The sequence below is a fragment of the Vibrio sp. 704 genome (assembly GCF_033339295.1).
The window spans coordinates 415,910-441,455 of the sequence record NZ_JAWOUH010000002.1 but is presented as its reverse complement, the minus strand read 5'-3'; the positions used below and the strand labels follow the sequence as shown (position 1 = coordinate 441,455).

Sequence of the window (25,546 nt, the reverse complement as noted above, 5' to 3'; positions counted from 1 at the left end):
GATTACATTGTTCTCGTCGCGCTACGCTTTGAAAACTGGAGAACTTTACGCGTCAGGTAACGGACGAAGATCGTCGTATTGCGCATCAAGCTCAATACCAAAATATTCTTTCAACGCATCCAGGTAGGCTTGACCTGGCTCTAGCTCTATTTCTGTTAGCGCTTCATGATTGGTGCATCTGAGTGTGTAGTTAAGCAGCGTCACCAACCCACTTTCTGTCGCTCTAGCAGCGACCCTTGCGCTAGTAAAACGCGAATTAGGCGAAGTCGAGGTAAAGAAGTTGCTACATGCAATGTCACCAGCAAACACAAACTCTAGGTCAAAGCTGTATAGATTGTTCCACGTGTCCGTTCCATCGGTTGAAAGCACTTGGAGGAAATAACCAAACTGAGCATCTTTGACAAAACGGAAGGTTTGTAAATCCGTCTGAATCACTTGGTCAAGGATAAATGGCAATGGCGCTCGAGGGGTATTGGAGCCAAAACCCACATCGACAATCCATGTTTGTTCCTCTAACGTCACTAACGTGATTTGATGACTACGACCTGTTGGTGTACCAGACACATGTACACGCCCTAGCAAACTTCGCGCTTCAAACCCAAGAGTGTTGAGCACATCAAGCATTAAACCATTTAATTCAAAGCAGTAACCACCGCGAGAGTGGTACACGGTTTTTTGAATAATATCTTCAATCTCAACAGAGACGCCTCGCTGCAATGCGATGTCAAAATTCTCAAACGGCAGGCAACGATGCTGCGCCACGTGAATTCTGTTCAATGACTCCAAATCGGCGGGCAATTCACTAGGCAAGCCTAGCTTGGTTAAATAGGCACTCAGATCCGTCTTATTCATAATCACTCTTACTTAGCTGATGGTTTGACAGTTTTCTACTTTAGCCCCTCTATCTAACTTCAGGTCAATCACCTTTTCCATTTCCCTTCCGCTTTAAGGAGGCATCGCACTCTTTTTACACGCTCACCTTATCATTATTACGCATATGTAAAAATCATTTTCAAAATGGACGGATTATCATTTTTACTGAAACACCTAAAATGAGCACCAACAAAACGACGAAGCGCGGTAAGCAAACCTTAACTACGCTTATTACGTCACTCCATATACTGAAAATATAAAGGAAACATCCAATGTCGCTTGAAATCAAACCTGGTCAAACTCACATAAAATCAAAAGCAATGGTCGCTTGGGCTGCAGGTGAGCCGCTTAAAATGGAAGAAGTGGATGTACAACTTCCAAAAGCCGGCGAAGTGCTAGTACGCATCGTAGCAACTGGTGTTTGTCACACTGACGCATTCACACTATCAGGTGACGATCCAGAAGGTATCTTCCCTTCAATCCTTGGTCACGAAGGTGGCGGTATCGTTGAAATGGTTGGCGAAGGCGTAACAAGCGTTGAAGTTGGCGACCACGTTATCCCACTTTACACTGCTGAATGTGGTGAGTGTAAGTTCTGTAAATCTGGCAAAACGAACCTATGTCAGGCCGTTCGTGAAACGCAAGGTAAAGGCCTAATGCCAGATGGCACAAGCCGATTCTCTATCAACGGCGAAACTATCTTCCACTACATGGGTTGTTCTACTTTCTCTGAGTACACGGTTCTTCCAGAAATCTCACTAGCGAAAGTAAACAAAGAAGCACCACTTGAAGAAGTTTGTCTTCTAGGTTGTGGCGTAACCACTGGTATGGGTGCGGTATTAAACACAGCTAAAGTTGAAAAAGGCGACACAGTGGCAATCTTTGGTCTCGGCGGTATCGGTCTTTCTGCAATCATCGGTGCTCGCATGGCTGGTGCCAGCCGCATCATCGGTGTAGACATCAACGAAAGCAAATTCGACCTAGCGAAACAACTTGGTGCAACTGATTGCATCAACCCACAAAAATTCGACAAGCCAATTCAAGAAGTGATTGTTGAAATGACAGACGGTGGTGTTGACTACTCATTCGAATGTATCGGTAACGTAAACGTGATGCGCCAAGCACTTGAGTGCTGTCACAAAGGTTGGGGTGAGTCAGTCATCATTGGTGTTGCTGGTGCAGGTCAAGAGATCTCAACTCGTCCATTCCAACTGGTAACTGGTCGTGTATGGCGTGGCAGCGCTTTCGGTGGCGTTAAAGGTCGCTCTGAGCTTCCAGAAATCGTAAACCGTTACATGGCTGGTGAATTCGGCTTACAGGAGTTCATTACCCACACAATGGGATTAGCCAACGTCAACAAAGCGTTTGATCTGATGCATGAAGGTAAGAGCATCCGAACAGTTATCCATATGGATCAATAATGCTGCCTCAGGCTCTCCTTTTGGGGAGCCTGAATTCCTTCTGCTAATTAGAGAGTTTATTCATGACCATTGAAAATGTAAGCCAAGCCAAAGTGTTTGGCGGTTGGCACAAGCAATATACACACGAATCCAATGCCCTAAACTGCACCATGCGCTTCGCGATATTCTTGCCACCTAACGCAACGAAATCAAATCCCGTACCCGCGCTATACTGGCTCTCTGGTTTAACGTGTACCGATGAGAACTTTATGCAGAAAGCGGGCGCATTTCGTATGGCGGCCGAGCTTGGCATTGCGATCATTGCACCAGACACAAGTCCGAGAGGCGAAGGTATCGCTGACGACGAAAGCTATGACCTAGGAAAAGGAGCTGGCTTTTACCTTAATGCGACGCAAGCACCTTGGTCACTGCATTACTGTATGTACGACTATGTGACTGAGGAGTTGCCTGCGATCATCGAAAGTAACTTCCCAGTCTCTGACGTGAAGTCAATTTCCGGTCACAGTATGGGCGGCCACGGAGCGCTCACCATTGGTCTGAAAAATTCAGAACAGTACCGTTCTATTTCAGCGTTCAGTCCAATCAGTAACCCAATGCAATGCCCTTGGGGACAAAAAGCCTTTACTGCTTACTTAGGCAAGGAGCTTGAAAGCTGGAAGCAATACGATGCAAGTGAACTTCTAAAACAACAACAATCACCATTACCAATTTTGGTTGATCAAGGTGATGCTGATGGCTTCTTAAATGAGCAGCTTAGACCGGAAGCGCTGATTGCTGCGGCAAAAATACACGATTCAAACCTAACCTTGAGAATGCAACCAGGCTATGACCATAGCTATTACTTCATCTCAAGCTTTATTGAAGAGCACCTCAACTTCCATGCAAAATATTTGTTTGCATAGTTAATTTAAGTAAGCTCATGAAATAAAAAATAAAGTCACCAAAACTAGGTGACTTTATTTTCTTTACGTACTAACAAATACATATCTGAATATCGATGATTTAAATATGTAAAATAATGTAACTTAAGAACAAATTCGACATCCATTTCTCGCCTTATTAAATTCTCATTTCCGACACAGTATCTTTATTAAAAATGACACAAAGTTGCACTAAAAACCAATTAAATACCGCGAAATCACTACGAAACTCTACCATCATCCCAATACTCTGAGCTTTTAATTAAGAAGCAACTTAATAACCTTGACGTGACGTAAACCGACAGTTATTTTTGAAACATAACGTATTATAAAATCTCATCCGGTTGGCTCTATAATTATAAATAAATTACCGCTAGCACCTTTGTCCTAGCTAAGAAAAAAGAATAAAACTCAAAAGGGCATATGATGAAAAAGATAGTCGCGCTAGGTCTGTTTTTTGTTGCGCCATTCTTGTCTGCAAATACGATCGTATTTAGTAGTAGCCAGCAGCCTAGTGTCATACTGGAACTGGAAGAGATCCAAGCTTTACCTACCACTAGCTACACGATGACATTGCCTTGGCTTCCTGCCTCGTCAGAGTTTTTAGGCGTTAAACTCAGCACGCTTCTTACACACGTCTATGGAAAGGTACCAGAGCAGGTTGATATCAGCAGCTTAAACGACTATCACTCGACATTGTCCCGACAAGATATTCTTCGATATCAACCAATACTGGCTTATCAACAAGATCAGAATTACATAAAAGTCAGGAATAAAGGCCCTTTCTGGGTGATATATCCACTCAATCTCTATCCAGAGCTAAACTACAATAAATATCATGCGCAAATGGTATGGCAAGTAAATGAAATAAAAGAAAAATAATAAGAATGAAGTTATCAGAACCCTATTCTAAGAAACAAAGAATATTGCAATATTCTACCACCAGCAAAATGCTGCTGGTGGTGTTTGCCGTTTCTTTGCTTCTCGCGAATGTCGTGCTTTTACAGCAAACACGTTCACTCTCACAAAATTTTAATAACGAACAAAAACAAGCGACTTGGTTTTTATTCCAACTCTCCAAAGAACTATCAGAACTTGTCGGCGAGGCCAGACGGTTAGATGAAAACGTATTGAATATTGATGGTGCAGAGCTTCAATACGAGTTAGCGTGGAGTCGCTTTGACTTATTGACCAGTAGCACGAAAGCCAATAAGTTCTTTTCTCGGAACAACATGCACCTTTACTTCATTAATCTTTTTGAAGAGTTCAAAGAGCTAGAAAAACAACTAGTAGAAGCTAGAACAGGTGACAGCCAAGCTGCTGCTGCATTTTATCGTTCAACTCAAACACTATATTTAGGCTTAATAGACTTCGTTAATCAAAACTTCCGCCTAAGCAGTAAAGCTTATGAAGCACAAAAAGGTCAAACCCAGCGCTTAATGCAAGCACAATATATGTTGTTTGCGACGTTCGTTTTGTCGATTATCTCTCTAACTTATTTCTTTTATCGTGAATCCCATTTTCATAGAAAATTGGCGCTCAGCGACCCTTTGACGAACCTAGGGAACCGCAATGCACTATTCATAACCCTAAACAAATTTACTCAAGAAAAAAGGCCCTTTTCTCTCTGGATTCTAGATTTAAATGGTTTTAAAGAAGTCAACGACACACACGGACACCAAGTTGGCGACACTGTACTGCGGGAAATCGCTAGGCGGCTTAATTCTATGGCACTCAATGATTTTACTGTTTATCGCATGGGAGGAGATGAGTTCGCGGTTATCCTTGAAGGTGAACATCTCAATGAAGAGAACGTACGTGAGCAGATAAATACCGTCTTTGATGCACAAATATTAAACTCCGATAAAGTCTCAACACTTTCAACAAGCATGGGCTTAGCGCAATACCCTAAAGACAGTGACAATGTTGACTTTCTTATCAGCATAGCGGATAAGCGCATGTACAAAATGAAATTTCAACGTTAAACGGTATATATGATGAGAAAGTTCATGCAAGTACTGCTTCTACTGGCAGTCATTGCGGCAGGTGTGTTGGCTTGGGTATTTATTCCATCGCACGAAACCATCGGGCAAAAAACGCTTGAGCAGGCACTCAACGACGACTACAGCCTCGTTGGACATCGAATCTACTCAACCGATCCGGATGCTGGCAACCGATTCGGCTACTTCGTATTGGCAACGGGCCAGAGCATTGAAGAGCAAGAGCCGTTTTTGGTCACTTCGGATCAGTTTATTCGCATGGAGCAAACGGGTGATAATACCTTGTCTGTGACCATCAATGGCCGTATTTACCATTATCATAACGACTTGTGGGTGCCAAAATCAGACGGGAAATTGCAACACTTTTTAGTCAGCGCAACCGCCAAGTACGTACGCTAAAACGGGAACATTACTACCCCCTCCCACCACACACACAAAAAAAACGAAGCCCCGCATACACTGCGGGGCTTTTTACGTGAAGAAGAAAATAACATCGAATAAATGAGCGTTACTTCGCTAACACTTTCTCTTTAATCACTTTGAGTACCCCAGCCTCTTGGTTGCTTGGCGCAGAATAACGAGCAATTTTCTTAATCTCTTCGTGCGCGTTGGCAACCGCGTACGAATGCTCACTGACTTGCAGCATTTCGAGGTCATTGAGGTAATCACCAAACGTCATGGTTTCTGCCGGAGTAAAATTCATCGTCTCTTGAAGATGCTGAATGGCCGCACCTTTAGAGGCCTCGGCATTCATCACATCCAGCCAGATTTTTGCACTCACTACGACTTTATGCGTTGCGCCAAACTTCGCGTTCATGGTCGGAAACAGGAGCTCTTCCGAACCGTCAAAGTGACAAATTGCTACCTTAATAAACTCGTCTTCGACCTCAAGCAAATCCGGCACATATTCACAGCGGTGGTAGTACTTTTGAAATTCTTCCAGCGATTGCTGATCATGCGTTTCGATGTACGCCGAGCGCTTGCCACACAATACGATGTTCGCCCCGTCAATCTCACGAGCCGCTTTCACAATCTCCAACACTTCCGCTTTAGGAATGGTACAACTGTAGAGCTCTTTGTCTTGGTACATCACCAAGGTGCCGTTTTCAGCCACATACAACAGTCTGTCTTTGATTGGCGCGAACGTGTCTCGTAGGCTGTAATACTGACGACCAGACGCAGCGGAGAACAAAATGCCTTGCTCTTCCAGTTGCAAAAACAGATCGAAAAACTCTGGATCCAAACGACCGTACTGGTCAAGCAATGTGCCATCCATATCGGAAGCAATAAATTTGATGCAAACTTGTGACATTAACGAAAACTCTAAATGATGCTGCGAAAATATATCCATGTAAGGTACAGGATCTTGTATGAATCTCAAGTCGGGATGACGACGCTTTTCGCATTCACCAAGGGTGCTGTTTAAAGTAATCTTCACTGTGATCGATGAAAGCTCTCACCGCAGGAGACAAGTGTTTACGTGATGAATACAGCGCGTAAATGTTGAGATCATTTGGCTTCCAATCCGGCAACACCGACTCAAGCTGACCCGATTTGAGATAGATATTGCTCAAGTAAGTTGGCAACATCGAAATACCCATGCCTTGTAAAGCGCCATGCAATAACGCCGTGGCCTCATTGCTGGTTAGGCGACACTCAATTCCCACCGATTCGAACTGGTCGCCCTGAGACAAATGCCACACGTGACGCTCAAAGTTTTTGTATCCCAAACAGTCGTGTGAAGATAAATCTCGCGGATGCGCGATCGCGTGGTGAGTTTGTAAATATTGCGGTGATGCTACCAACACCGATTCGCACACCGCAATCGGCTTACCAATCAAAGAAGGATCGGGATCTGACGCAATTCGGATCGCCAGATCGATGCGTTGTTCGGTTAGATCACTCACTGAATCTTGCAGATCTATGTCGATATACACTTTGGGGTGCTTTTGCATAAAACTGTTTACTACGGGGATCAACTGTGAGAATCCAAATGAAGTACTAGACGCAAGACGGATTTTTCCGGACAGCTCACCATCAACGGCAATGTTCGACGTTAATGTATCGGCCTGTTTTAACCAGCGCTCAATCTGAGGCAAGCTGCGCTCCCCTGCGGTGGTGAGGGACACCTTGCGCGTGGTGCGGTGTAACAAACGAGTTTGCAGCCAGTTCTCCATCGCCTCTACATAACGAGTCACCATTGGCCGAGACATGTCTAACCGCTCTGCGGTCGCGGTAAAACTGCCAGAATACACCACATCCACAAACACTTTTGCTGCCGTTACTCTATCCATACATTTGATCGAAATAAGAAATAGTGATGCACATTATTGTGTATTTTTCCGAGCGTATCAATTTCCTAATATAGCTCCCGTTCCCAAGCCATGGTCGCTTGGCCCCAAATTCTTTAGGAGCTTATTATGAAAAAATTAACTTTGATTGCTGCATCCATTTTAATGGCAAGCCCTGTCCTAGCCTCTCCCCTTACTCTTGAGGTTTACAACGCCGACGGTAACAGCTTCCACGTAAACTCAACCTTGGTATACGGTGAGACTGACGCCATGGTTATCGACACTGGCTTCACCAAAGCTGACGCGATGCGCATTGCCGCTAAAGTGCTGGACTCAGGCAAAACGCTTAAAACCATTTTTATCAGCCAAGCGGACCCAGACTACTACTTTGGCGCAGAGGCCTTACACCAACAGTTCCCTGATGCGCAGATCATCACAACGCCTGCGGTTCAAAAAATTATTAAAGAGAAATTGGCTGGAAAGCTGGCGTACTGGGGACCAAAGCTTGGCGCAAACGCACCGGTAAAACCAGTGATCCCTGTCGCGTACGATAAAGCATCATTGGAGCTAGAAGGTCATAAGATTGAAATTCGTGGTAACCATGGCACATCAGCACACCGCCCTTACCTATGGATTCCAGATAACAAAGCGATTCTAGGTAACGTAGCCGTGTACTCAAACGTACATTTGTGGATGGCAGATGCCGCTGACCAGACCGCCATCAATGCTTGGGAGCAGCAACTTAGCGAGATGCTTGCGCTTAAACCTCAAGTGGTCATTCCTGGTCACATGAAAGCAGGCACAAAGCTGAACGCAGACACCATTCGCTACTCGCAACAATACTTGCAGGATTTTCAGCAAGCGAAAAAACACAGCAATAACAGCGTTCAACTCATTGACACCATGTCTGCGAAATACCCAGAAGCTCAATTGCCAATCGCGCTAGAAATCGGTGCGAAAGTGCATACTGGTGAAATGTCATGGTAACCGTGCATTACTTCTTCGATCCCATGTGTGGTTGGTGCTACGGGGCATCACCACTCATCGAAGCCTTGATGGACACCTCTCAATTTAAGGTAGAGCTTCATCCCGGCGGTATGATTGAGAAACGCGCGATTGAACCTGAATTTCGTCAGCACATCATCAACAGTGACGCTCGTATCGCAACCGAAACCGGAGCAACGTTTGGTGAAGCATATCTGCAACGCGTGAAAAGCGAAGATGCGTTTGTTCTTGATTCTTATCTACCCACACAAGCGATCTTGAGTGCGGAGAAAATGGGGCTGAATCCATGGCACATGCTAAAGGCCATCCAATCTGCGCATTATCAGCTCGGGTTAAAAGTGAATGAAGCATCGACGCTCAAAGCCATTGCAGAATCGCTAGGTTTAACAAGTGATGCGTGGGAGCAAAACATGGCGTTAAGCGAAGCCGAGCTAAACGAGAGAATTCACTCTAGCCGACAGTTGATGCGCCAGTTACACGTTGGTGGTTATCCAACCATGATTGCAGAAGTAAATGGCGAGTACTTGACCTTGCCGCACTCGACCTACTACGACAAACCGGCACAGTGGAAGCTTGCATTACAAAAACTGCAATAAGCTCTTCCCCACTCGCTCTTGTTCTTAATCCAAGAGCGAGTGCCAACACCGACATGGCAATCCTGACTCAAACAGGTACAATCCTCGCTCGATTTTTTACTCTCGCGGATACCCACCATGCACTCGCCTGAACATTATTTTACTCGTTTTACTGCTGATATTTCTGGCTATGAATTGCCAACGCAGTTTACGTTTCCGTTCTACTACACGCCGCATCCTCTTTGCGTTATAGCCGCAAAGCAATTGGAACAGCATTTATTAGCGCAAACCGACTTCGAACACGATTTTGGTTTGGTTAATGAAGAAACGGGGCGAGGCAAAATGTTTGGCGTATTGCTGGTAAAAAGCCCTCAAGGCGAGCTCGGCTTTTTAAGTGCATTTTCTGGCAAAATTGCTGACCAAAACTTGATTCCAGGATTTGTCCCTCCTGTGTACGACATGCTGACCGATGAAGGATTCTTCCGCGCAGAAACGGATGCCATCAACGCCGCCAATGCGGAGTACAAAACCTGTGCTGCGAATCCGGAATTGGCGGATCTTAAAGCGCAAATCCAAGCCGACCGAGCCGCTTATCAGCAAGAGGAGCAAACACAGCGCCAAGTGATGATTGACGGCCGCGCCGCACGCAAACGACAGCGCCAACAGGGCGAGCAAACGCTCAATGCCGATGATCTCAAAATCTTGTTGGATGAGTTGGGTAAGCAAAGTGTCGCCGAGAAAAATGTTCTCAAATACTTAAAGCAAGCGTGGGATGAAAAGCTTGCAATCAAAGAAGCGCGCTTGGCTGAGTTAGAGCAGCAACTTGCTCATCTGAAAGAACAGCGCAAAACGCTCTCCAACGCTTTGCAGCACAAATTGCATAAACAATACCGCTTCCTAAACAACCATGGCAAAACACGCGACTTGGTGGACATTTTTGCGGACACCACAAACCCAGTTCCACCAGCAGGTGCGGGGGAATGTGCTGCGCCAAAACTGCTTCAATACGCGTTTAAACACGGATTCAAACCGCTGGCGCTGGCAGAATTTTGGTGGGGTGTGTCGCCAAAGTCTGAAGTTCGCCAACACAAAAAATTCTACCCATCGTGCAACAGCAAATGTCAGCCGATTTTGGGCCATATGATGCAAGGGCTGGATGTCGAACCTAATCCATTGGCGGAGAATTGGGCAGAAGACAAAGAACTAGAGATAATCTACCAAGACGACGCTATGGTCGTCGTCAACAAGCCCTCGGGCTTACTTTCAGTGCCTGGTAAAACTATCAAGGACTCTGCTTATACGCGCCTACAAGCGATGTACCCTGATGTGGAAGGGCCGTTTGTGATTCATCGCCTCGACATGGCGACCTCTGGCATCTTAGTGTTTGCCTTAACCAAGCGCGCGAACAAAAGTCTGCAGAAACAGTTTATGGCTCGCGACGTAAAAAAACGTTATATGGCACTGCTCGAAGGCGTATTAAACGAGCCTGAAGGGGAAATTTCACTGCCAATGCGTGGTGACCCCGACGACCGCCCACGTCAACTGGTGTGTTTTGAACACGGGAAACATGCAGAAACCTACTGGCAACTGATTGAAGTCAAAGATGGACGCAGCAAGGTATACATGTATCCGAAAACAGGGAGAACTCACCAACTACGTGTACACAGTGCTCATCACATGGGGTTAAACATGCCGATGGTTGGTGATGGTTTATACGGCGAAAAAGCGAATCGCTTGCACCTGCATGCTGAGATGCTAGAGCTGGATCATCCATACAGCAAAGAGCGCATGGTGTTCAAAGCTGAGTGCGAATTCTAACGTCTTCCCGATTTTAAATAACAAAAAGGCACTGACTAACAGTGCCTTTTTTGTTTTCTAACAACAGAATAAGCGTGATGCGCAATACCGAAAACCGTTAGCTCACCTTAAACTTGGTCCACACCTGAGAGCGCCAACGTCTTGCCATGATGATACCACGTACCCATTCATCGAGTGCGATTGCCATCCAAGCCCCTAAAACGCCATAACCCAAGTGGATGCCAAAGATGTAAGAGAAAAGCACGCCTAATCCCCACATACTCAAAATCCCCATTTGCACTGGGAACTTGATGTCACCCGCGCCTTTGAGCCCCGCGATAAAAATCAGGTTAAACACACGTCCGGCTTCGAGCAAAATTGAGCCCATGACTAACGAGCTTGCCAATGCGAGTATTTCCGGTTGATCGGTAAACACGCGTAGAATCTCTTCTCTAAACAGGTAAATCAGTGTGGTTGCCGCCGTTGATGCCACAAACCCCACTAAGAAGTAGATTTGTACGCGTTTTAAAATGCTACTCACCCAACCTTTACCGATGTAGTAACCGGTCTGAATTTGCGCAGCCTGACCAATTGCCAGCGCGAAAGCAAACGAGAAACGGGCAATGTTTTGCGCATAAGTGAAAGCCGCTAACGATGCCGTCCCCATTTGCACCACAAAGTACACAATGCAGATTTGCGCCACGTTGTAAGACAGCACTTCACCCGCGTTCATACCGCCGATTTTTAAGATTTTTTTGTAAATCTCTGCCGGTACTTGTTTCATAGTCGACATTGGTAGTTCAATGCTACTGCGAGCGAGAATAAACCATAACATTAACGTACCGATGACTTGGCTGACGACGGTTGCTATTGCCACGCCTTGCACACCATACACAGGTAAACCGAATGGCTGGTAAAGCGCAATATAGTTACCAATGATGTTGAACACACCCGAGATCAAATTCACCACCATTGGGGAACGTGAATAACCATGACTACGCAGAATAGTTGTAAAAACAACGCCAATCGTAACGTTAAACGTCATCGCACCGCTTATCAGCAGATATTCATGAGCGTACTGCTCGACTTGCGCTTCCAAGCCGTAATACGGGAGTAGATATATCGCACCAAGCACGGCAATCACACTCAATAGCACACCGACGAGCACAGACAACGCAATACTCGCAACACCAACGCTCACTGACTCTTGCTCGCGTCCAGCGCCATTGTATTGGGCAATCAAAATCCCCGTACCGCTACTGACAAACGTCGAAACGATGATTAAAAAGAAGGTAATCTGCGTGATCACACCAACAGCGGATACGGCTTTGTCTGAGTAGCCACTCAGCATGAACACGTCACTGGTTCCTAAAGCCGTCCGTAGCAAAATTTCGACAAGAATTGGCCAAGCTAATGCCACGATGGACATTCGTTGGTTGATGTTTTGGCTTTTAGGCATGCTTGTAACCTTTCCTACAACTAAAAACTGCCTCACAATTTTGTGAAGCAGTTTAAAAATAGTGACTCGAACGAAGCTCGATATGAGGTTGTGATTTAGCGCGGATTCTAGTCGCATATTGGTCATAACGACAACAATATTTCGCCCTGTTTCGGAAAAATATTTCTAATGCATTTTCGAAACGACATATGCCTTGACGATACGTAGAGCAGAGATTGGTGAACAATACTCTCAATCAACGAGCACCGAACAGAATCAGGATAATCAATAGAAATGTGTCTAACTAGATACATTACTTTGAGTTATCAGTCCAACCATATAGAGCCATGAAGAACCGTCATGAAAACCTGCATGCGCCACCATTCCTCTTTGAACACTCGCACCAAATCACACTGATGGCTTTGCACTAAAAATGACTGATATCACATTTGGAAACTTTGTTGTTCTATTTATCGCGAAAATACCGCCTAGAATAAGCGTACACGTTAATTAAGCAAGGATACATAATGTCGACATTGGCTGGGGCGCGCTTAGAAGAAATGGCGGACATCCGCTCAACAAGAAAAAAGAAAATTGTCTTTTTATGCTCCAGTATCGCCGCTGCCTGTTTAACTTATGGTTCCATTGCTCAATCACTTGAGAATAACTGGGGTTTAAGCTTTTTCCATGCTTTGTGTGCCTTGGCATGCTTAGCAATCAGTTATGTAATAAAAGTCCAGCGGCACCATCAATACGCCGACTTATGGCTAAGTGCTGTCTTAATGTTCGAAGGGTTATTGTTACTTCTGTATAACGACGCTCCGTCAGGCAAAATGTTATGGCTATATCCTATTGTCGCCACTCTGGTGTTAATTAATGAGTTTAAGGTCGGTCTGTTGTTCAGTGGCACCTACATTTTACTGATCTTTTTTGGGGGCGCTTTTTTAGATCGACTGCCAACAGCCACAGAAATCATAGAGCGGAGATTGATGCTGACCCTGATAGCGACCGCGTTTGTGTGTCACACGTTCTCGTATTACTACACGAAAGTCCTCAATTACATTCAAACACTGTATCGTGAGGGGATTGAGGAGTTAGCATATTTTGACCAGCTCACTGGGCTTGCCAATCGCTGGAGCTTTGAGACTTGGGCGCGCGCAAAGCTCGATGAAATCAAGCACTCATCTGATGACAGCATCACCGCATTGGTTTTTCTCGATATCGATAACTTCAAGCACATCAACGACACCTACGGGCACGATATTGGTGACCAAGTACTTCAAGCCTTCGCAACTCGATTAAAAAATAACATTCGCAACAAAGACAGAAAAACCGATAAACACGACTACTCCATCGCTCGATTTGCGGGCGATGAATTTGTAATCATGCTTTACGATGTAAAAAGTAAAGGTGACCTCGACAGCATCCTAAAACGGATCGTGCATCTGTTTCCGACAGGTTACCGAAGCTACGATATGATTAACGAGTTAACAATGAGTGTAGGTGCTGCTATCTATAAGCAAGATGCAAAGGATTTGTCTGAATTGACTCGATGTGCAGATAAAGCAATGTACGCAGCTAAACATACTGGTAAAAACCAGTACGCCTTTTATGAGCACTGCAATACGGAAGAACAGTCAACATCTGATGCACCAGCGGTACCAGAAGCTTGCTAATGACTAAGCGAACACATGCATCACCCAAAGCCCCACAACGAGAAATACGATTAACCACACTACTTGCAACGTTCTGTTCGGCTTGCCTTGCTGACGAGTGGGGTGATCTTTAAACGCACGGCCCTTCATTTTGCCCATTAAGCTCTTTCCTAGAGCACGTCGATAAAATTCACGTCTCTTATGAGCGGCGTTGGCAACTTCGGTAAAGCGCTGTCTTTGCTCATTGGTGAGATCTTTATCCTCGTAACGAGGAGGGAGATCAGAATGCTTGCGTTGTACTGCCATCACTTCCTCCCTGGTCGATGGGTACATTTTTATTAAGTATATACCCAAATAACCAAAAAGATGCGTTATAAGTGAAGCACATAGACGAAAAAACCACCCGAAGGTGGTTTTATGACGAGCAACAAATGAACGCTAGAAGTACTCACATAAATACGCAGTCGCTTCTTTCACTTGAAGCTCAAATGAAGAATTACCTTCCACTTCAAAAAACTCACCACTTTGATAAGTCGTCCAATCGCTCTCGCCAACACGCTTGACCACAAGCGCACCTTTTACAACCGTCATACGCTCTGGTGCTTGAGTACCAAACGTGTACTCACCAGGAAGCATCACACCAACGCTAACATCCTGATCTTTCTGGTTAAAGCCTAGTGATTTTACACTACCAGCAAAATAGCTATTTTCCTTAATATTCATTATTGGTTTCCTTATCAAAAGTCCGCTCTTTTTTACCTTGTTTCTTTCCGTTACTCAAGCTTTGAAAGCCATTAAACTCAACGTAATAACGCACATCCTTTGCTACTGAGCGAGAACCTTTTTTCGCGAGGATTAATCAGGCGACCTAAACCGAGCAAGAAAACCTGCGAAGTAATGAATGTGAGCAAACAACAAAACCATCAATAAGATGTGTATCTGAATGTAAAAGTGGACATTAGATCATAGTTTCGTCGTCTCAATGGCGGGATTGTTTGTTTTTAAAAAGGAAGGTTTCCACCATGTTAAAAAAGTGGAGAAAATTAGATCTATGACGGACTCGACTCGCCGAAGGCGAAAAGCACGACAAGAACCAAAACTTTCATTTTTGGCTCGCCACCAATCCAAAATCCTCAAGAGTACATTTGTCTGCTTCGGGATGGGTCTGTTGACGTTTTTTGGCTATCAAATCCACCTCTCCTATCAAGACCACATTGATCCGGAAAAGGTGTACGGCGAATGGATTGAGATTGGCGCGCCACCCTACCAAACAGAACGTCTCGTTTTCACTGAAGATGGGGTATACCGAAACCATCGACTTATTACGACGGAATTTGAATTCGATGGCAAGGTCATCACGTTGAATACCGGATTAGGAAAGACAGCGTATCAGATCTCGGGCTCTCATCTTTCACCTCAAATACGCCGTATTGAGCCTCTTATTCCAGATCAGCGATTCATTCGTAAAGGATTTGAGCATACCGTTCAGGGCTCAGAAACCGGTGCAGCCTCTAAACGTCGCGCCGCGTTGAGTGAACACTTCAGCCGTGACTAATACGTCTTCACGGCTATTTTTCCTTTCAATTCTCTTTCTATATCAATGAAACAAAACCTTAATAAACAACAAAATAAGGCCTTCATCGCATTTAACTAACTCGTTACTGAGTAAACAATAATTTTAGTTTCTGCTGAGATTTTATAAATTATTGACTCAGTCTGACACTTTCTGTGTAACAGAGTGCTAGTTTTAGTTAAGTTCTCTCAAGTGCCTCGAAAACCGTCTTAATTTTTTTTGACGAAAAAAAACTCTCTGAAATGCTGAGTGTGATGCTTTTGCACGTGGAGTAAATCCAATCATCTTATCTGGTGCAAGAGCAGCCTATGTTCTAGGTAGAACATGAATCCAAGGATTGAGAGAGAAGTTATGATTCGATTTAACCTATGTGCAGCTGGAGTTGCTTTAGCGCTATCAGGCGCTGCAGTTGCGGCTCCAACCGCACCAAGTATCGATATGTACGGTTCCAACAACCTTCAGTTTTCTAAAATTGAACTCGCGATGGAAACCACGTCAGGCTACTACGACATGGTGAAATACCATGAGCAAGCGAAGATTACTGTTAAATTTAACCAGTGGAGTGGCACACCTGGTGACACTTACAACGTCTATTTTGATGGTGTAAAAGTAGCAAGCGGCCCTATCACTGGTAGCCAAACGACAGCTTCGTTTGAATACGGCCAAGGTGGCTTATACCAAATGGAAATCGAAGCATGTGATGCGACAGGTTGTGCGAAAAGCGCACCAGCTGAAATCACAATTGCAGATACCGATGGTTCTCACCTGAAGCCACTAACGATGAATGTTGATCCAAACAACAAAACCTACAATACCGATCCAAGCGTCGTGATGGGTACGTATTTTGTTGAATGGGGCATCTATGGCCGTGACTACACAGTCGATAATATGCCGGTCGACAACTTGACTCACATCCTTTACGGTTTTATCCCAATTTGTGGCCCAAATGAGTCTGTGAAGTCTGTTGGCGGCAACAGTTTCAACGCGCTACAAACTGCTTGTACAGGTGTGCCTGATTATGAAGTCGTTATCCATGACCCTTGGGCTGCTTATCAGAAGAGCTTCCCACAAGCTGGTCATGAATACAGCACGCCTATCAAGGGTAACTACGCAATGCTAATGGCATTGAAACAACGTAACCCTGATCTAAAAATCATCCCATCGATCGGTGGTTGGACACTGTCTGACCCATTCTTCGATTTCGTGGACAAGAAAAACCGAGACACATTCGTCGCATCAGTTAAGAAGTTCCTGAAAACTTGGAAATTCTACGATGGTGTTGATATCGACTGGGAATTCCCTGGCGGCGGCGGTGCAGCAGCCGATAAGGGCGACCCTGTAAACGATGGCCCAGCATACATCGCACTGATGCGTGAACTGCGCGTAATGCTTGATGAATTAGAAGCTGAGACAGGCCGTACTTACGAGCTAACGTCCGCTATCGGTGTCGGTTACGACAAGATTGAAGACGTAGACTACGCAGATGCGGTTCAGTACATGGATTACATCTTCGCAATGACTTACGACTTCTACGGCGGCTGGAACAACGTTCCTGGTCACCAGACTGCGCTTTACTGTGGTTCATTCATGCGTCCTGGTCAGTGTGACGGTAGTGGCGTTGATGAGAACGGCGAACCGTACAAAGGTCCTGCTTACACAGCAGATAACGGCATCCAACTTCTTCTTGCTCAAGGCGTTCCTGCGAACAAGCTAGTACTTGGTACAGCAATGTACGGTCGTGGCTGGGAAGGCGTAACTCCAGATACGCTAACCGATCCAAACGACCCAATGACAGGTACTGCTACAGGTAAACTGAAGGGCAGCACAGCGCAAGGTGTTTGGGAAGATGGCGTAATTGACTACAAAGGCATTAAGTCATTCATGCTAGGTGCAAACAACACTGGTATTAACGGCTTCGAGTACGGCTACGATGCACAAGCAGAAGCACCATGGGTATGGAACCGTACTACGGGCGAGTTGATCACATTTGATGACCACCGTTCAGTGCTAGCAAAAGGTAGCTACGCGAAGTCTCTTGGTCTTGCTGGTCTATTCTCTTGGGAAATTGACGCGGATAACGGTGACATTCTAAACGCGATGCACGAAGGTATGGCTGGTGGTGTGGTTCCTCAACCAAACCGTAAACCAACAGCCGCAGCTGGCGCAGATCAATCGGTAACAGGTCCTGCAAATGTGGTTCTAGATGGCAGCCTGTCAAAAGACTCTGACGGCACCATCGCAAGCTACGCTTGGGAACAAGTATCTGGCACAGCAGTGGTACTAACAGGTGCAAACACAGCGAAAGCAAGCTTTGATGCAGCAGAAGTTACTGTTGAAGAGCAATTAACTTTCAAGCTGACGGTGACTGATAACGAAGGTGCAACGGCATCTGACCTCGTTGTAGTAACAGTGAAACCAGCAGGTGTTGTTGACCCAGTGAACAACGCACCAGTAGCGCAAGTTGTTGCTCCAGCAACAGCAAACGCTGGTGACGTTGTGGTTGTAGATGCAGCTGCGTCTAGCGATGCAGACAACGATACCCTGACATTCAACTGGACTCTACCTCAAGGTCTGAATGCAACGGTTGAAGGCTCTAAAGTCACGTTCACTGCTGCGGAATACCCGCAAGACACAAGCTTAAGCTTCACTGTAAGTGTGAGCGACGGTAAAGCTTCTTCATCGGCAAGCGCGACAGTGGTTGTTGCACAGCACACAACCGATCCGAACCCTGGTACTTGTGACAACGCATGGGATGCGAGCGCAGTGTACACAGGTGGTAACCAAGTGACTCACGCAGGTAAAACGTGGGAAGCGAAATGGTGGACTCAGGGTGACGATCCTAGCCAATCTGGCGAATGGGGCGTTTGGAAAGAAGTTGGCGTAGCTAACTGTAACTAATTTCAGCCTTGCAGACGTTCTGCTAAATAAACAAAGGACAGCTTCGGCTGTCCTTTTTGGATTTAACCTCTTAACGAGGAGAGCAACACCAGAGACGAAAAAATCTGAGGTGTTACTTTCAAATCGAATTAGCGCAAAACGGAGCGAGTCAATCAGTAAAAGTAAGGGTTACCAAGCACTATCGAGCAAACGGTCAAAACTACTGAAGACTTGCCCACACTTCATCACTCGACCATGCCCCTGACCTTGTGTTGTCACTAACTCAACGTTTTTAATCTCTTCAGCCGCTTTTGCCGAGACACTGTATTTGGTGAACTTGTCTTGCTCATCGTGAATAATAATGGTGTGAGACGGACGCTCAGACAAACGCTTCATCGGATCAATGGACTGTAACGGATAACCAAATTGGTCTTCAACTTCTGAAACCACAGCATTAAAAAGCTTCATCGAGTAACCGGAACGTGCAATGCTACCGAATAAGTTCTCTACGTAATTTAATACCGGAGCAATAAGCAGCAAAGGCTTGTTTTCTAATTTACTGTGCCTACACTCAAGAGCAGAAGCGGTGCCCATGCTGTGCCCAACTAGGCCAACAATATCCTCGACCGTATCCAACACATCTTCTAATCCTCTGACAAACCCCGGAATGTGCCCATACTGCCCCTCACTCTCACCATGTGCCGGATGATCGTACGCCAAAGCAGTAAACCCTTTCGACGCAATATGTTCCATCAGTGGATAAAACTGACTTGCCGTTCCAGACCAACCATGAGTTAGCACCCAAATAGGTCCAGAGCCCAAAGTATAGGTTTTGATGATGCCTGCATGCCCTTTAATTTCACCTTTGATAAGCCCTTGAGGTTCAATATTTTTAGGTTGCGTACGAGCAGGTGTCAGAAGAAGCTTGCGCGCGGTCTTCTTTGCATGTGACGGGGCCAGTGTATGGTGTAACCGAGTACTAATGTTCACCAAACTGCGCTTAATACTGAAACGTTGCGATGTATTAAAGTAAATTTTTTCACTCATAATCATGTCCTTAACTATCAGCTTTGCACAAAATAGAACGGTCGTGCTTTTTATGCTGATAAGAAAGAGCGAACTCAGCCGCTCTTGTGATTTTATGTCTACGAATCTGGGAAGCGATTAACCGATATTAGTCTTTCCAGCGAGAAAATAAGTTGTCGATCCCTTGCCAAAACAGACGCAAGCTTTCTTGCTCACCTTTAATTGAGTAAAAAACATGCGCACTCAAATAGAGACCGTACAAATCAAACGTTGCTTGGCGTGTATCTAAGTCTGCTGCAAATTCTTGCTTCTCTTTGCCTTTCGCTATTTGGATCTCCAAATAACTCAGCCAAGTGTCTATGGATTTACGCAGTCCGGCCTGAAGCGGGCAATCTTTATCTGCCGTATCATTCCAAGCGTCAAGAAACATACAACTTCCTTGGAATGCGTGATTCCAAGTCATCCAAGAGTCGAGCAACCCTCGAATTTTACGCTCGATATTGCCATCCCCGAGTTCTCGAGCAGGCTCAATAACCCGATCAGCGAACACTTTATTGGCGTGATCAAGCACCGATAGCTGTAAATTCAACTTCGAATTAAAGTGGGCAAACAGACCACTTTTCGACATACCGCATTGCTTGGCTAACTCTCCAATCGTAAGACTTTCTAATCCGTCTTCGCTGGCGATCTCAAAAGCCCGCTGCAGAATAAACTCTTTTGTCACTTTTCCTTTTTGCATAATCTTATTTTTAGCACGATCGTTCTTTTTTGCAATCTAGAGTTAACTGGTCTAACCATTATTCAGTGCTATTTTCGACTCACGAATCAGGTATTGATTGCGTTAATAGGTTAATAATTAAGAAGTTTGAAGTAAGTCTTAATTTTCGAAACAGCTTCAATGTAAGCGCAAGTCTGTTGACTTTTTCACGTATTACTTCAACAACAACCTGCTATTTTCACCTAAGTTTTTTATTTAGGTAAACAATGTAATGGCAAAGAAACAAAAAATAGCCAGCTTAGAGTTTGCACGTATCATTGCGATGCTTGCGATTGTGGGTTTGCATTGCCAGATGGCACTGACGTACTGGCAGTGGAATGGGATACCATGGGTTGGCTATATGCTCAACCAACTGGCTCGTTTTGCTGTTCCGCTGTTCTTTCTCATCTCGGGTTATCTAATCCAGCCGAAGTTGAGTCACTCACCTATCGATACTCTTAAGAACTACGCCAAACCGTTAATGAAGGTTTGGCTCATTTGGAGCATGATCTGTTTACTGATGCCATTCCAATGGCAGACGGTCGCTGAGGCTGGGTATCTCGCCGAAAGGCAAGGTTATTGGGGGTACTTAATGTCAACCCCGATCAATTCACTCATCGAAGGCGGACTCGTTCATCTGTGGTTTATTCCGGCTCTGGTCATTGCCGTAGCGTTAATTGCCTTTCTCGTGCATATCAATATGGTGCAACTGATACTGCCAACTGCAGTATTGTTATACATATACGGGGTCTTTGCTGGCAGTTACGCGACCATTACCGACCTGCCAGCGCCTTTCTTTACTCGTAACGGGCCTTTTTTCAGCACGTTGCTAGTTGTTCTGGGTTATTTCGCACGAGAAGCGCAGTGGCGGTGGTCGCGAAACAATACGGTTCGATGCATTATTCTTGGCATAGCACTGCATTTTGGTGAAGCTTACTGGCTGATGCAACATGACATCGCTTTCAACTCGCACGACTTCCTATTCGGTACCGTTATCTGGGCTGTAGGTGTCTTTATGTGGCTTTTGGCTCACCCTCATTTTGGCGACATGCCTTGGGTCTTCAAACTATCTCCTAGCGTGTTAGGAATATATGTTAGCCATCTGCTTATCATAATTGTCATGATGAATGTCGCTGGATTTATCGGGCTGCAACACCTCGCGAAAGATGTGTTTATTTATCCTGCAACGATTGTTGCAACCATACTGCTTGTGAAAGCAATTGACGCTTCACCGTTGAAAAAATGGCTCCTACGCTAAATGCATTCAGCTCTAGATATAGCTAGCTTTAACTCAAAAGGGTTAGAGCTAGCCAGTTAAAAATGAGATTTCTCTCTCACTGACCAATTTTTGACTTTCTAATCCTTCAGAATTTGCTTTCACTCACAAAAAACATTGTTCATTTCCTTTAAATTGGCTCGACTATTACAACATTGCTCATTAAACGGAGGCTGTATGTGGGCAGGTCAAGGGCTCGTTCCTTTTTTAGAGATTAGTCACTGGTTAACTTACGGTTTATATGCCGCTGCGGTTTTATTCGGCGCAGCAAGCATTGCGTCACTCAGAAAATAGTGGCGCACACTATCATTTCCTAACTCCTACTGTTAATTCGAGCTCTCTCACAACTAACTCATTCATTTGTGGCTAATATTTCTCCAACCAGACAAAGGAGAAATGTCTATGCCAATCTATCCAATTGTGGCTTTCTGCTGTTTGTTGTTCTCTAGCGCCACCTTTGCTGCATCAACCAATGAACTGAATCTTGTTAATTCTGGTGTCGGTTACGCGGCTCTGATTATCTTTTCGATCGCTTACATACTGGTTATGTTGGAAGAGTATCTGAAAATGAGAAAATCCAAGCCAGTGCTGCTCGCTGCAGGGTTAATTTGGATTCTGATTGGCTACACCTTTGCTCAGCACAACCAGCCTGAAATCGCCAAATCCGCACTAGAACACAACTTGTTGGAATATGCCGAGTTGCTGCTGTTTTTGCTCGTGGCGATGACTTACATCAACGCAATGGAAGAACGCAAACTCTTCGATGCCTTACAAGCGTGGATGGTCGGTAAAGGTTTTGGATTCAAAAAGTTGTTCTGGCTGACGGGGTTTCTCGCTTTTGTCATTTCACCGATTGCCGATAACTTAACTACGGCCCTTTTGATGTGCGCTGTAGTGATGAAAGTCTCTGGTGATAATCCTAAGTTCGTCAATCTTGCTTGTATCAACATTGTTATCGCAGCCAACGCTGGCGGTGCATTCAGCCCATTTGGGGATATTACAACCCTGATGGTGTGGCAAGCCGGTCATGTCAGCTTTGCTGAGTTCATTCCGTTGTTTGTACCGTCATTGGTGAACTACTTGGTTCCCGCGTTTTTGATGTCACTGTTTGTTCCAAACACAAAACCGAATACGATTCACCAACACGTTGAGCTAAAACGCGGGGCAAGGCGTATTGTCGCATTATTCATTCTGACGATTGCCACTGCGGTCTCTTTCCACGCCTTGCTGCACTTCCCACCCGTTATGGGCATGATGATGGGCTTGGCGTACTTACAGTTTTTCGGATATTTTTTGCGTCAAACTCTTAAACACTCACTCGCAAAAAAAGCAGCTATGGCAATTGCCAATGGCGATGATCAGGCATTGAAGCGCTTAGGCTCAGTGGTTCCGTTTGATGTGTTTCATCGTGTGTCTCGAGCCGAATGGGACACCTTGTTGTTCTTCTACGGTGTTGTAATGTGTGTTGGCGGTTTAAGTTTACTTGGCTACCTCGAACTGGTTTCAAACGTCATGTACACGCAATGGAACCCAGTCTGGGCAAACGTAATGGTTGGTGTGCTATCTGCAATCGTCGATAACATTCCGGTTATGTTTGCTGTACTGACCATGGAACCAAGCATGTCGATGGGCAACTGGCTACTGGTCACATTAACCGCAGGTGTCGGGGGCAGTTTGCTTTCCATTGGCTCCGCGGCAGGCGTCGCTTTAATGGGAGCCGCGCGTGGACAATACACCTTCTTTGGCCACCTAAAGTGGGCTCCCGTCATCGCCTTGGGTTATGCCGCCAGTATTGCGGTACACTTGTGGATGAATAGCGGCTTATTTACTTAAAAGCACCGATAATCAGGTGCTTAACTTGCAACACAACCTAGCGGTCAGATGGATGGTTAACGCCATCCATCACTTCAATCGCTCCCAACTCATATGGGTTGACGCCCTCTAAGCAGCCGACATTATAGCCATACTCACTCGGGTCAGAACGACGCTGATGGTGCGTATAAATACCGCACTCGCCACAGAAAAAGTGCTTCGCAGTGTGTGTATTAAATTGATACTGCTTCAAGACTTCTTCGCCTTGCACAATACGAATACCGTTCAAAGGTACAGACGCGACAATCGCGCCACGACGTCGACACATAGAACAGTCACACCGTCTCGGCTTCTCAATACCATTGGGTAACGCCAGTTCCAGCTCAACTTTTCCACAGTGACAACTCAGTCGATGTAATGTGCTGATTTGGGTGTTGCCAACTTTCTTAATCATAACTTTTCCTTGTTGTTTTTCTATCTGTGTACATTATGTTAAACAGGTTAATATCATCATAATCTCGTCCAAAAACTCGACATCCATCACTTTTCGCGACATTTTATTGGCCGATTTGTTAGTTGCTATTTTGGCGACTGTCTATCGCGTCCGTGAGACGTGTTGTCTCCGGCGCGGTTTTTAAACCAAGGAAATTAATTTATGGACAAAGATCATAGCCTAAGAGAGAACCTCTTGGCTCTGACGCTCGGCAGTGCGTTGGTGTCACTTGGGGTGATATTTTTTAGCAAAGTAGGATTGCTCACTGGTGGTACGGCTGGTTTGGCGATCTTCCTAACCAAAGTGAGTGACTTCAGTTTTGGTCAGATATTTTTCGCTCTTAACCTCCCTTTTTATATTTTATCTGTGATGCGCATGGGTTGGCGCTTCACTATCAATACCTTTATTGCGGTTTCGATTGTCTCTTTTGCGGTCGATCATCTGCATCATGTGATTGAGATTTCACGAATCGAACCTTTCTATGCGGCACTTTTGGGTGGTGGGCTGATTGGAATCGGTATGTTGGTAATTTTCCGTCACAAAATGAGTTTGGGTGGCTTTAACATTCTTGCGTTGTACCTTCAGGAACGTTTTGGAGTTCGAGCGGGTAAAGTTCAAATGGCGTTAGATTGTGCCATCGTGGTGATGTCACTGTTCATTGTAGATGTGCACCTTATCGCTCTATCTGTTCTAGGTGCCATCGCAACAAACTTGATTTTGGCGATGAACCATAAACCAGGACGATACCAAGCAAAAGCGCAAGCAGCATAATCATCGCTGCATAGTCAACAACCCTAAAGCCCCCAGCCAGTCGCTCGGGGCTTTTTTCATTCAACGCTAAGATCACGTCAACGAGCTCGTTTTGCAGTGCTGCTGCATCTCTTCATCCAATTTAGCTTTATATTTCTGGCTAAGATGGAAGTGTACTTGCATCAACAAGTCATGTGCGTGGAACAGCTCAAACGCGTCGCTACCATTTTGCTGACAAATAGCCTCACAGCGCTCAGCATGCACTTTGGCTTCTTGCGGTTTATCCGCTTTAAGCAAGCTCATCGCTAAGCGATACTCTGCGCGCTCTTCTTGCATCCAACCCCCTGCCACTTTCCAATAGTCTAGCGCGAGTGTTGCTGCTTCTAACATCTTCGATTTTTCCATGCACGTGCGCTCAGCCAGCGCTTCGTACTGACATGCTAAGTTGTTTGCAGTGATCGCGATAGCGCGCGCTAATGGCCCTTCTGCATCGTTCGGCGTCATTCCTAACGCTGCCTTCACCAACCATTGACTCGCCAGTTCAAGCTGAACAAGTGCAGAAAGTTCATTCGAAATCAAAGCGTAAACTCGGCGTTGCTCTTGCTCTTCCAATAATTCCATATTGTCAGTGCCATCTACGAAATAGCGCGCAACGGCAATACTGCGTTGAAATGCCAAACTCTCGGCAACCTTGCGTTCATCAAAGTGCTCTAAACAAGTAAGAAACTGTTCTGGGCACTGGAGATGCCCAATAGCGGTATGCAGCATCAATGCGAATATTCGCTCGATTTGGGTAACATCTTCCACCTCGCTCAGAGCCGTTTCTAACTGAGCATAAATTTGTTCGGGATTTTCCTCGTGATGCTGCCAACACTCACTCATGAAGGCATCAAAATCCGTTTTGAAAGGCATGTCCTTATTGTCCTTTTTCTGTTCGTATAACGAATATGAAACTCTACACTATCGTTCCCCCTGTGTAGCACGCTTAATCCCAATATGAGAATCGC

At 45.3% G+C, this 25,546-nt stretch carries 24 protein-coding genes; 14 read left to right on the top strand and 10 right to left on the bottom strand.

Going from position 1 to position 25,546, the window contains the following annotated elements:
- Positions 1-45: 45 nt before the first annotated feature.
- Positions 46-852 carry an arylamine N-acetyltransferase family protein gene (locus tag R7R24_RS05835; RefSeq protein ID WP_054578562.1) on the bottom strand — a complete coding sequence of 269 codons (807 nt, stop codon included), beginning with the start codon at positions 850-852 and terminating at the stop codon, positions 46-48.
- Between the two features lie 293 nt (positions 853-1,145).
- Between R7R24_RS05835 and R7R24_RS05830 the strand changes: the two genes are divergently transcribed.
- The 5 genes from R7R24_RS05830 (at position 1,146) to R7R24_RS05810 (ending at position 5,613) form a co-directional block, all read left to right on the top strand.
- Positions 1,146-2,294: an S-(hydroxymethyl)glutathione dehydrogenase/class III alcohol dehydrogenase gene (locus R7R24_RS05830; protein WP_047102498.1), complete on the top strand. Its 1,149-nt coding sequence runs from the start codon at positions 1,146-1,148 to the stop codon at positions 2,292-2,294.
- Positions 2,295-2,356: 62 nt separating this feature from the next.
- Positions 2,357-3,196: an S-formylglutathione hydrolase gene (gene fghA / locus R7R24_RS05825; protein WP_005374382.1), complete on the top strand. Its 840-nt coding sequence runs from the start codon at positions 2,357-2,359 to the stop codon at positions 3,194-3,196.
- Between the two features lie 444 nt (positions 3,197-3,640).
- A complete protein-coding gene (locus R7R24_RS05820) occupies positions 3,641-4,096 on the top strand; it encodes a hypothetical protein (protein WP_005374384.1) in 456 nt (151 codons plus the stop codon).
- Between the two features lie 5 nt (positions 4,097-4,101).
- Positions 4,102-5,199 carry a GGDEF domain-containing protein gene (locus R7R24_RS05815; protein ID WP_005383270.1) on the top strand — a complete coding sequence of 366 codons (1,098 nt, stop codon included), beginning with the start codon at positions 4,102-4,104 and terminating at the stop codon, positions 5,197-5,199.
- 24 nt (positions 5,200-5,223) lie between these two features.
- Positions 5,224-5,613 (top strand): hypothetical protein, encoded by a 390-nt coding sequence (locus R7R24_RS05810; protein ID WP_017633832.1) that lies wholly within the window; start codon positions 5,224-5,226, stop codon positions 5,611-5,613.
- Between the two features lie 109 nt (positions 5,614-5,722).
- Here R7R24_RS05810 and R7R24_RS05805 read toward each other — a convergent pair whose 3' ends face one another.
- Positions 5,723-6,526 carry a Cof-type HAD-IIB family hydrolase gene (locus R7R24_RS05805; protein WP_042522338.1) on the bottom strand — a complete coding sequence of 268 codons (804 nt, stop codon included), beginning with the start codon at positions 6,524-6,526 and terminating at the stop codon, positions 5,723-5,725.
- A 94-nt stretch (positions 6,527-6,620) separates the two neighbouring features.
- Positions 6,621-7,508, bottom strand: coding sequence for a LysR family transcriptional regulator (locus tag R7R24_RS05800; RefSeq protein ID WP_017633830.1), 888 nt, complete (start codon positions 7,506-7,508; stop codon positions 6,621-6,623).
- A gap of 126 nt (positions 7,509-7,634) precedes the next feature.
- On the opposite strand from R7R24_RS05800, the gene R7R24_RS05795 reads away from it, so the two are divergent.
- From R7R24_RS05795 to R7R24_RS05785, 3 genes are all read left to right on the top strand, one after another.
- The gene (locus R7R24_RS05795; RefSeq protein ID WP_169628496.1) at positions 7,635-8,492 is read left to right on the top strand and encodes an MBL fold metallo-hydrolase; all 858 of its coding nucleotides are present in this window, start codon (positions 7,635-7,637) and stop codon (positions 8,490-8,492) included.
- Complete coding sequence (locus R7R24_RS05790) at positions 8,486-9,106, top strand: DsbA family protein (RefSeq protein ID WP_054578564.1); 621 nt, start codon at positions 8,486-8,488, stop codon at positions 9,104-9,106. The genes R7R24_RS05795 and R7R24_RS05790 overlap by 7 nt, the downstream gene beginning before the upstream one ends.
- Positions 9,107-9,223: 117 nt before the next feature.
- Positions 9,224-10,903 carry an RluA family pseudouridine synthase gene (locus tag R7R24_RS05785; protein WP_033907214.1) on the top strand — a complete coding sequence of 560 codons (1,680 nt, stop codon included), beginning with the start codon at positions 9,224-9,226 and terminating at the stop codon, positions 10,901-10,903.
- A 97-nt stretch (positions 10,904-11,000) separates the two neighbouring features.
- On the opposite strand, the gene R7R24_RS05780 is transcribed toward R7R24_RS05785, so the two are convergent.
- On the bottom strand, positions 11,001-12,341 hold the full coding sequence (locus tag R7R24_RS05780) for an MATE family efflux transporter (protein WP_017633826.1): 1,341 nt from the start codon (positions 12,339-12,341) through the stop codon (positions 11,001-11,003).
- A gap of 506 nt (positions 12,342-12,847) precedes the next feature.
- On the opposite strand from R7R24_RS05780, the gene R7R24_RS05775 reads away from it, so the two are divergent.
- Positions 12,848-13,996: a GGDEF domain-containing protein gene (locus tag R7R24_RS05775; protein WP_054578565.1), complete on the top strand. Its 1,149-nt coding sequence runs from the start codon at positions 12,848-12,850 to the stop codon at positions 13,994-13,996.
- Between the two features lie 3 nt (positions 13,997-13,999).
- Here the strand turns inward: R7R24_RS05775 and R7R24_RS05770 are convergent, their stop codons facing one another.
- A complete protein-coding gene (locus tag R7R24_RS05770) occupies positions 14,000-14,281 on the bottom strand; it encodes a hypothetical protein (protein WP_033907216.1) in 282 nt (93 codons plus the stop codon).
- Positions 14,282-14,413: 132 nt separating this feature from the next.
- Complete coding sequence (locus tag R7R24_RS05765; RefSeq protein WP_005383244.1) at positions 14,414-14,698, bottom strand: pyrimidine/purine nucleoside phosphorylase; 285 nt, start codon at positions 14,696-14,698, stop codon at positions 14,414-14,416.
- A 328-nt stretch (positions 14,699-15,026) separates the two neighbouring features.
- Here R7R24_RS05765 and R7R24_RS05760 point away from each other — a divergent pair, with 328 nt between their 5' ends.
- Entirely contained in the window at positions 15,027-15,530 is a 504-nt protein-coding gene (locus R7R24_RS05760; protein WP_005374408.1) for a DUF2850 domain-containing protein, read from the top strand.
- Positions 15,531-15,899: 369 nt separating this feature from the next.
- On the top strand, positions 15,900-18,446 hold the full coding sequence (locus tag R7R24_RS05755; RefSeq protein WP_191116167.1) for a glycosyl hydrolase family 18 protein: 2,547 nt from the start codon (positions 15,900-15,902) through the stop codon (positions 18,444-18,446).
- 168 nt (positions 18,447-18,614) lie between these two features.
- Here R7R24_RS05755 and R7R24_RS05750 read toward each other — a convergent pair whose 3' ends face one another.
- Positions 18,615-19,472, bottom strand: a complete 858-nt coding sequence (locus R7R24_RS05750) for an alpha/beta hydrolase (RefSeq protein ID WP_086047587.1) — start codon at positions 19,470-19,472, stop codon at positions 18,615-18,617.
- 127 nt (positions 19,473-19,599) lie between these two features.
- Positions 19,600-20,190: a TetR/AcrR family transcriptional regulator gene (locus R7R24_RS05745; RefSeq protein ID WP_086047588.1), complete on the bottom strand. Its 591-nt coding sequence runs from the start codon at positions 20,188-20,190 to the stop codon at positions 19,600-19,602.
- Between the two features lie 250 nt (positions 20,191-20,440).
- Between R7R24_RS05745 and R7R24_RS05740 the strand changes: the two genes are divergently transcribed.
- Both R7R24_RS05740 and nhaD read left to right on the top strand, forming a co-directional pair.
- The gene (locus R7R24_RS05740; protein ID WP_149191664.1) at positions 20,441-21,466 is read left to right on the top strand and encodes an acyltransferase; all 1,026 of its coding nucleotides are present in this window, start codon (positions 20,441-20,443) and stop codon (positions 21,464-21,466) included.
- A gap of 420 nt (positions 21,467-21,886) precedes the next feature.
- Positions 21,887-23,317 (top strand): sodium:proton antiporter NhaD, encoded by a 1,431-nt coding sequence (gene nhaD / locus R7R24_RS05735; RefSeq protein WP_017633821.1) that lies wholly within the window; start codon positions 21,887-21,889, stop codon positions 23,315-23,317.
- A 37-nt stretch (positions 23,318-23,354) separates the two neighbouring features.
- Here nhaD and R7R24_RS05730 read toward each other — a convergent pair whose 3' ends face one another.
- Complete coding sequence (locus R7R24_RS05730) at positions 23,355-23,750, bottom strand: GFA family protein (RefSeq protein ID WP_033907219.1); 396 nt, start codon at positions 23,748-23,750, stop codon at positions 23,355-23,357.
- 201 nt (positions 23,751-23,951) lie between these two features.
- Between R7R24_RS05730 and R7R24_RS05725 the strand changes: the two genes are divergently transcribed.
- Positions 23,952-24,560, top strand: coding sequence for a YitT family protein (locus R7R24_RS05725; protein ID WP_005374427.1), 609 nt, complete (start codon positions 23,952-23,954; stop codon positions 24,558-24,560).
- Positions 24,561-24,632: 72 nt separating this feature from the next.
- Here the strand turns inward: R7R24_RS05725 and R7R24_RS05720 are convergent, their stop codons facing one another.
- Entirely contained in the window at positions 24,633-25,451 is an 819-nt protein-coding gene (locus tag R7R24_RS05720) for a hypothetical protein (RefSeq protein WP_025768737.1), read from the bottom strand.
- Between the last annotated feature and the right edge of the window lie 95 nt (positions 25,452-25,546).

Coding starts and splice junctions, on each gene's coding strand:
- R7R24_RS05720 (WP_025768737.1), bottom strand. CDS start 25,451: ATGCCTTTCAAAACGGATTTTGATGCCTTCATGAGTGAGTGTTGGCAG.
- R7R24_RS05725 (WP_005374427.1), top strand. CDS start 23,952: ATGGACAAAGATCATAGCCTAAGAGAGAACCTCTTGGCTCTGACGCTC.
- R7R24_RS05775 (WP_054578565.1), top strand. CDS start 12,848: ATGTCGACATTGGCTGGGGCGCGCTTAGAAGAAATGGCGGACATCCGC.
- R7R24_RS05815 (WP_005383270.1), top strand. CDS start 4,102: ATGAAGTTATCAGAACCCTATTCTAAGAAACAAAGAATATTGCAATAT.
- R7R24_RS05745 (WP_086047588.1), bottom strand. CDS start 20,190: ATGCAAAAAGGAAAAGTGACAAAAGAGTTTATTCTGCAGCGGGCTTTT.
- R7R24_RS05730 (WP_033907219.1), bottom strand. CDS start 23,750: ATGATTAAGAAAGTTGGCAACACCCAAATCAGCACATTACATCGACTG.
- fghA (WP_005374382.1), top strand. CDS start 2,357: ATGACCATTGAAAATGTAAGCCAAGCCAAAGTGTTTGGCGGTTGGCAC.
- R7R24_RS05765 (WP_005383244.1), bottom strand. CDS start 14,698: ATGAATATTAAGGAAAATAGCTATTTTGCTGGTAGTGTAAAATCACTA.
- R7R24_RS05820 (WP_005374384.1), top strand. CDS start 3,641: ATGAAAAAGATAGTCGCGCTAGGTCTGTTTTTTGTTGCGCCATTCTTG.
- nhaD (WP_017633821.1), top strand. CDS start 21,887: ATGCCAATCTATCCAATTGTGGCTTTCTGCTGTTTGTTGTTCTCTAGC.
- R7R24_RS05830 (WP_047102498.1), top strand. CDS start 1,146: ATGTCGCTTGAAATCAAACCTGGTCAAACTCACATAAAATCAAAAGCA.
- R7R24_RS05780 (WP_017633826.1), bottom strand. CDS start 12,341: ATGCCTAAAAGCCAAAACATCAACCAACGAATGTCCATCGTGGCATTA.
- R7R24_RS05835 (WP_054578562.1), bottom strand. CDS start 852: ATGAATAAGACGGATCTGAGTGCCTATTTAACCAAGCTAGGCTTGCCT.
- R7R24_RS05755 (WP_191116167.1), top strand. CDS start 15,900: ATGATTCGATTTAACCTATGTGCAGCTGGAGTTGCTTTAGCGCTATCA.
- R7R24_RS05785 (WP_033907214.1), top strand. CDS start 9,224: ATGCACTCGCCTGAACATTATTTTACTCGTTTTACTGCTGATATTTCT.
- R7R24_RS05760 (WP_005374408.1), top strand. CDS start 15,027: ATGACGGACTCGACTCGCCGAAGGCGAAAAGCACGACAAGAACCAAAA.
- R7R24_RS05770 (WP_033907216.1), bottom strand. CDS start 14,281: ATGGCAGTACAACGCAAGCATTCTGATCTCCCTCCTCGTTACGAGGAT.
- R7R24_RS05810 (WP_017633832.1), top strand. CDS start 5,224: ATGCAAGTACTGCTTCTACTGGCAGTCATTGCGGCAGGTGTGTTGGCT.
- R7R24_RS05795 (WP_169628496.1), top strand. CDS start 7,635: ATGAAAAAATTAACTTTGATTGCTGCATCCATTTTAATGGCAAGCCCT.
- R7R24_RS05800 (WP_017633830.1), bottom strand. CDS start 7,508: ATGGATAGAGTAACGGCAGCAAAAGTGTTTGTGGATGTGGTGTATTCT.
- R7R24_RS05790 (WP_054578564.1), top strand. CDS start 8,486: ATGGTAACCGTGCATTACTTCTTCGATCCCATGTGTGGTTGGTGCTAC.
- R7R24_RS05740 (WP_149191664.1), top strand. CDS start 20,441: ATGGCAAAGAAACAAAAAATAGCCAGCTTAGAGTTTGCACGTATCATT.
- R7R24_RS05805 (WP_042522338.1), bottom strand. CDS start 6,526: ATGTCACAAGTTTGCATCAAATTTATTGCTTCCGATATGGATGGCACA.
- R7R24_RS05750 (WP_086047587.1), bottom strand. CDS start 19,472: ATGAGTGAAAAAATTTACTTTAATACATCGCAACGTTTCAGTATTAAG.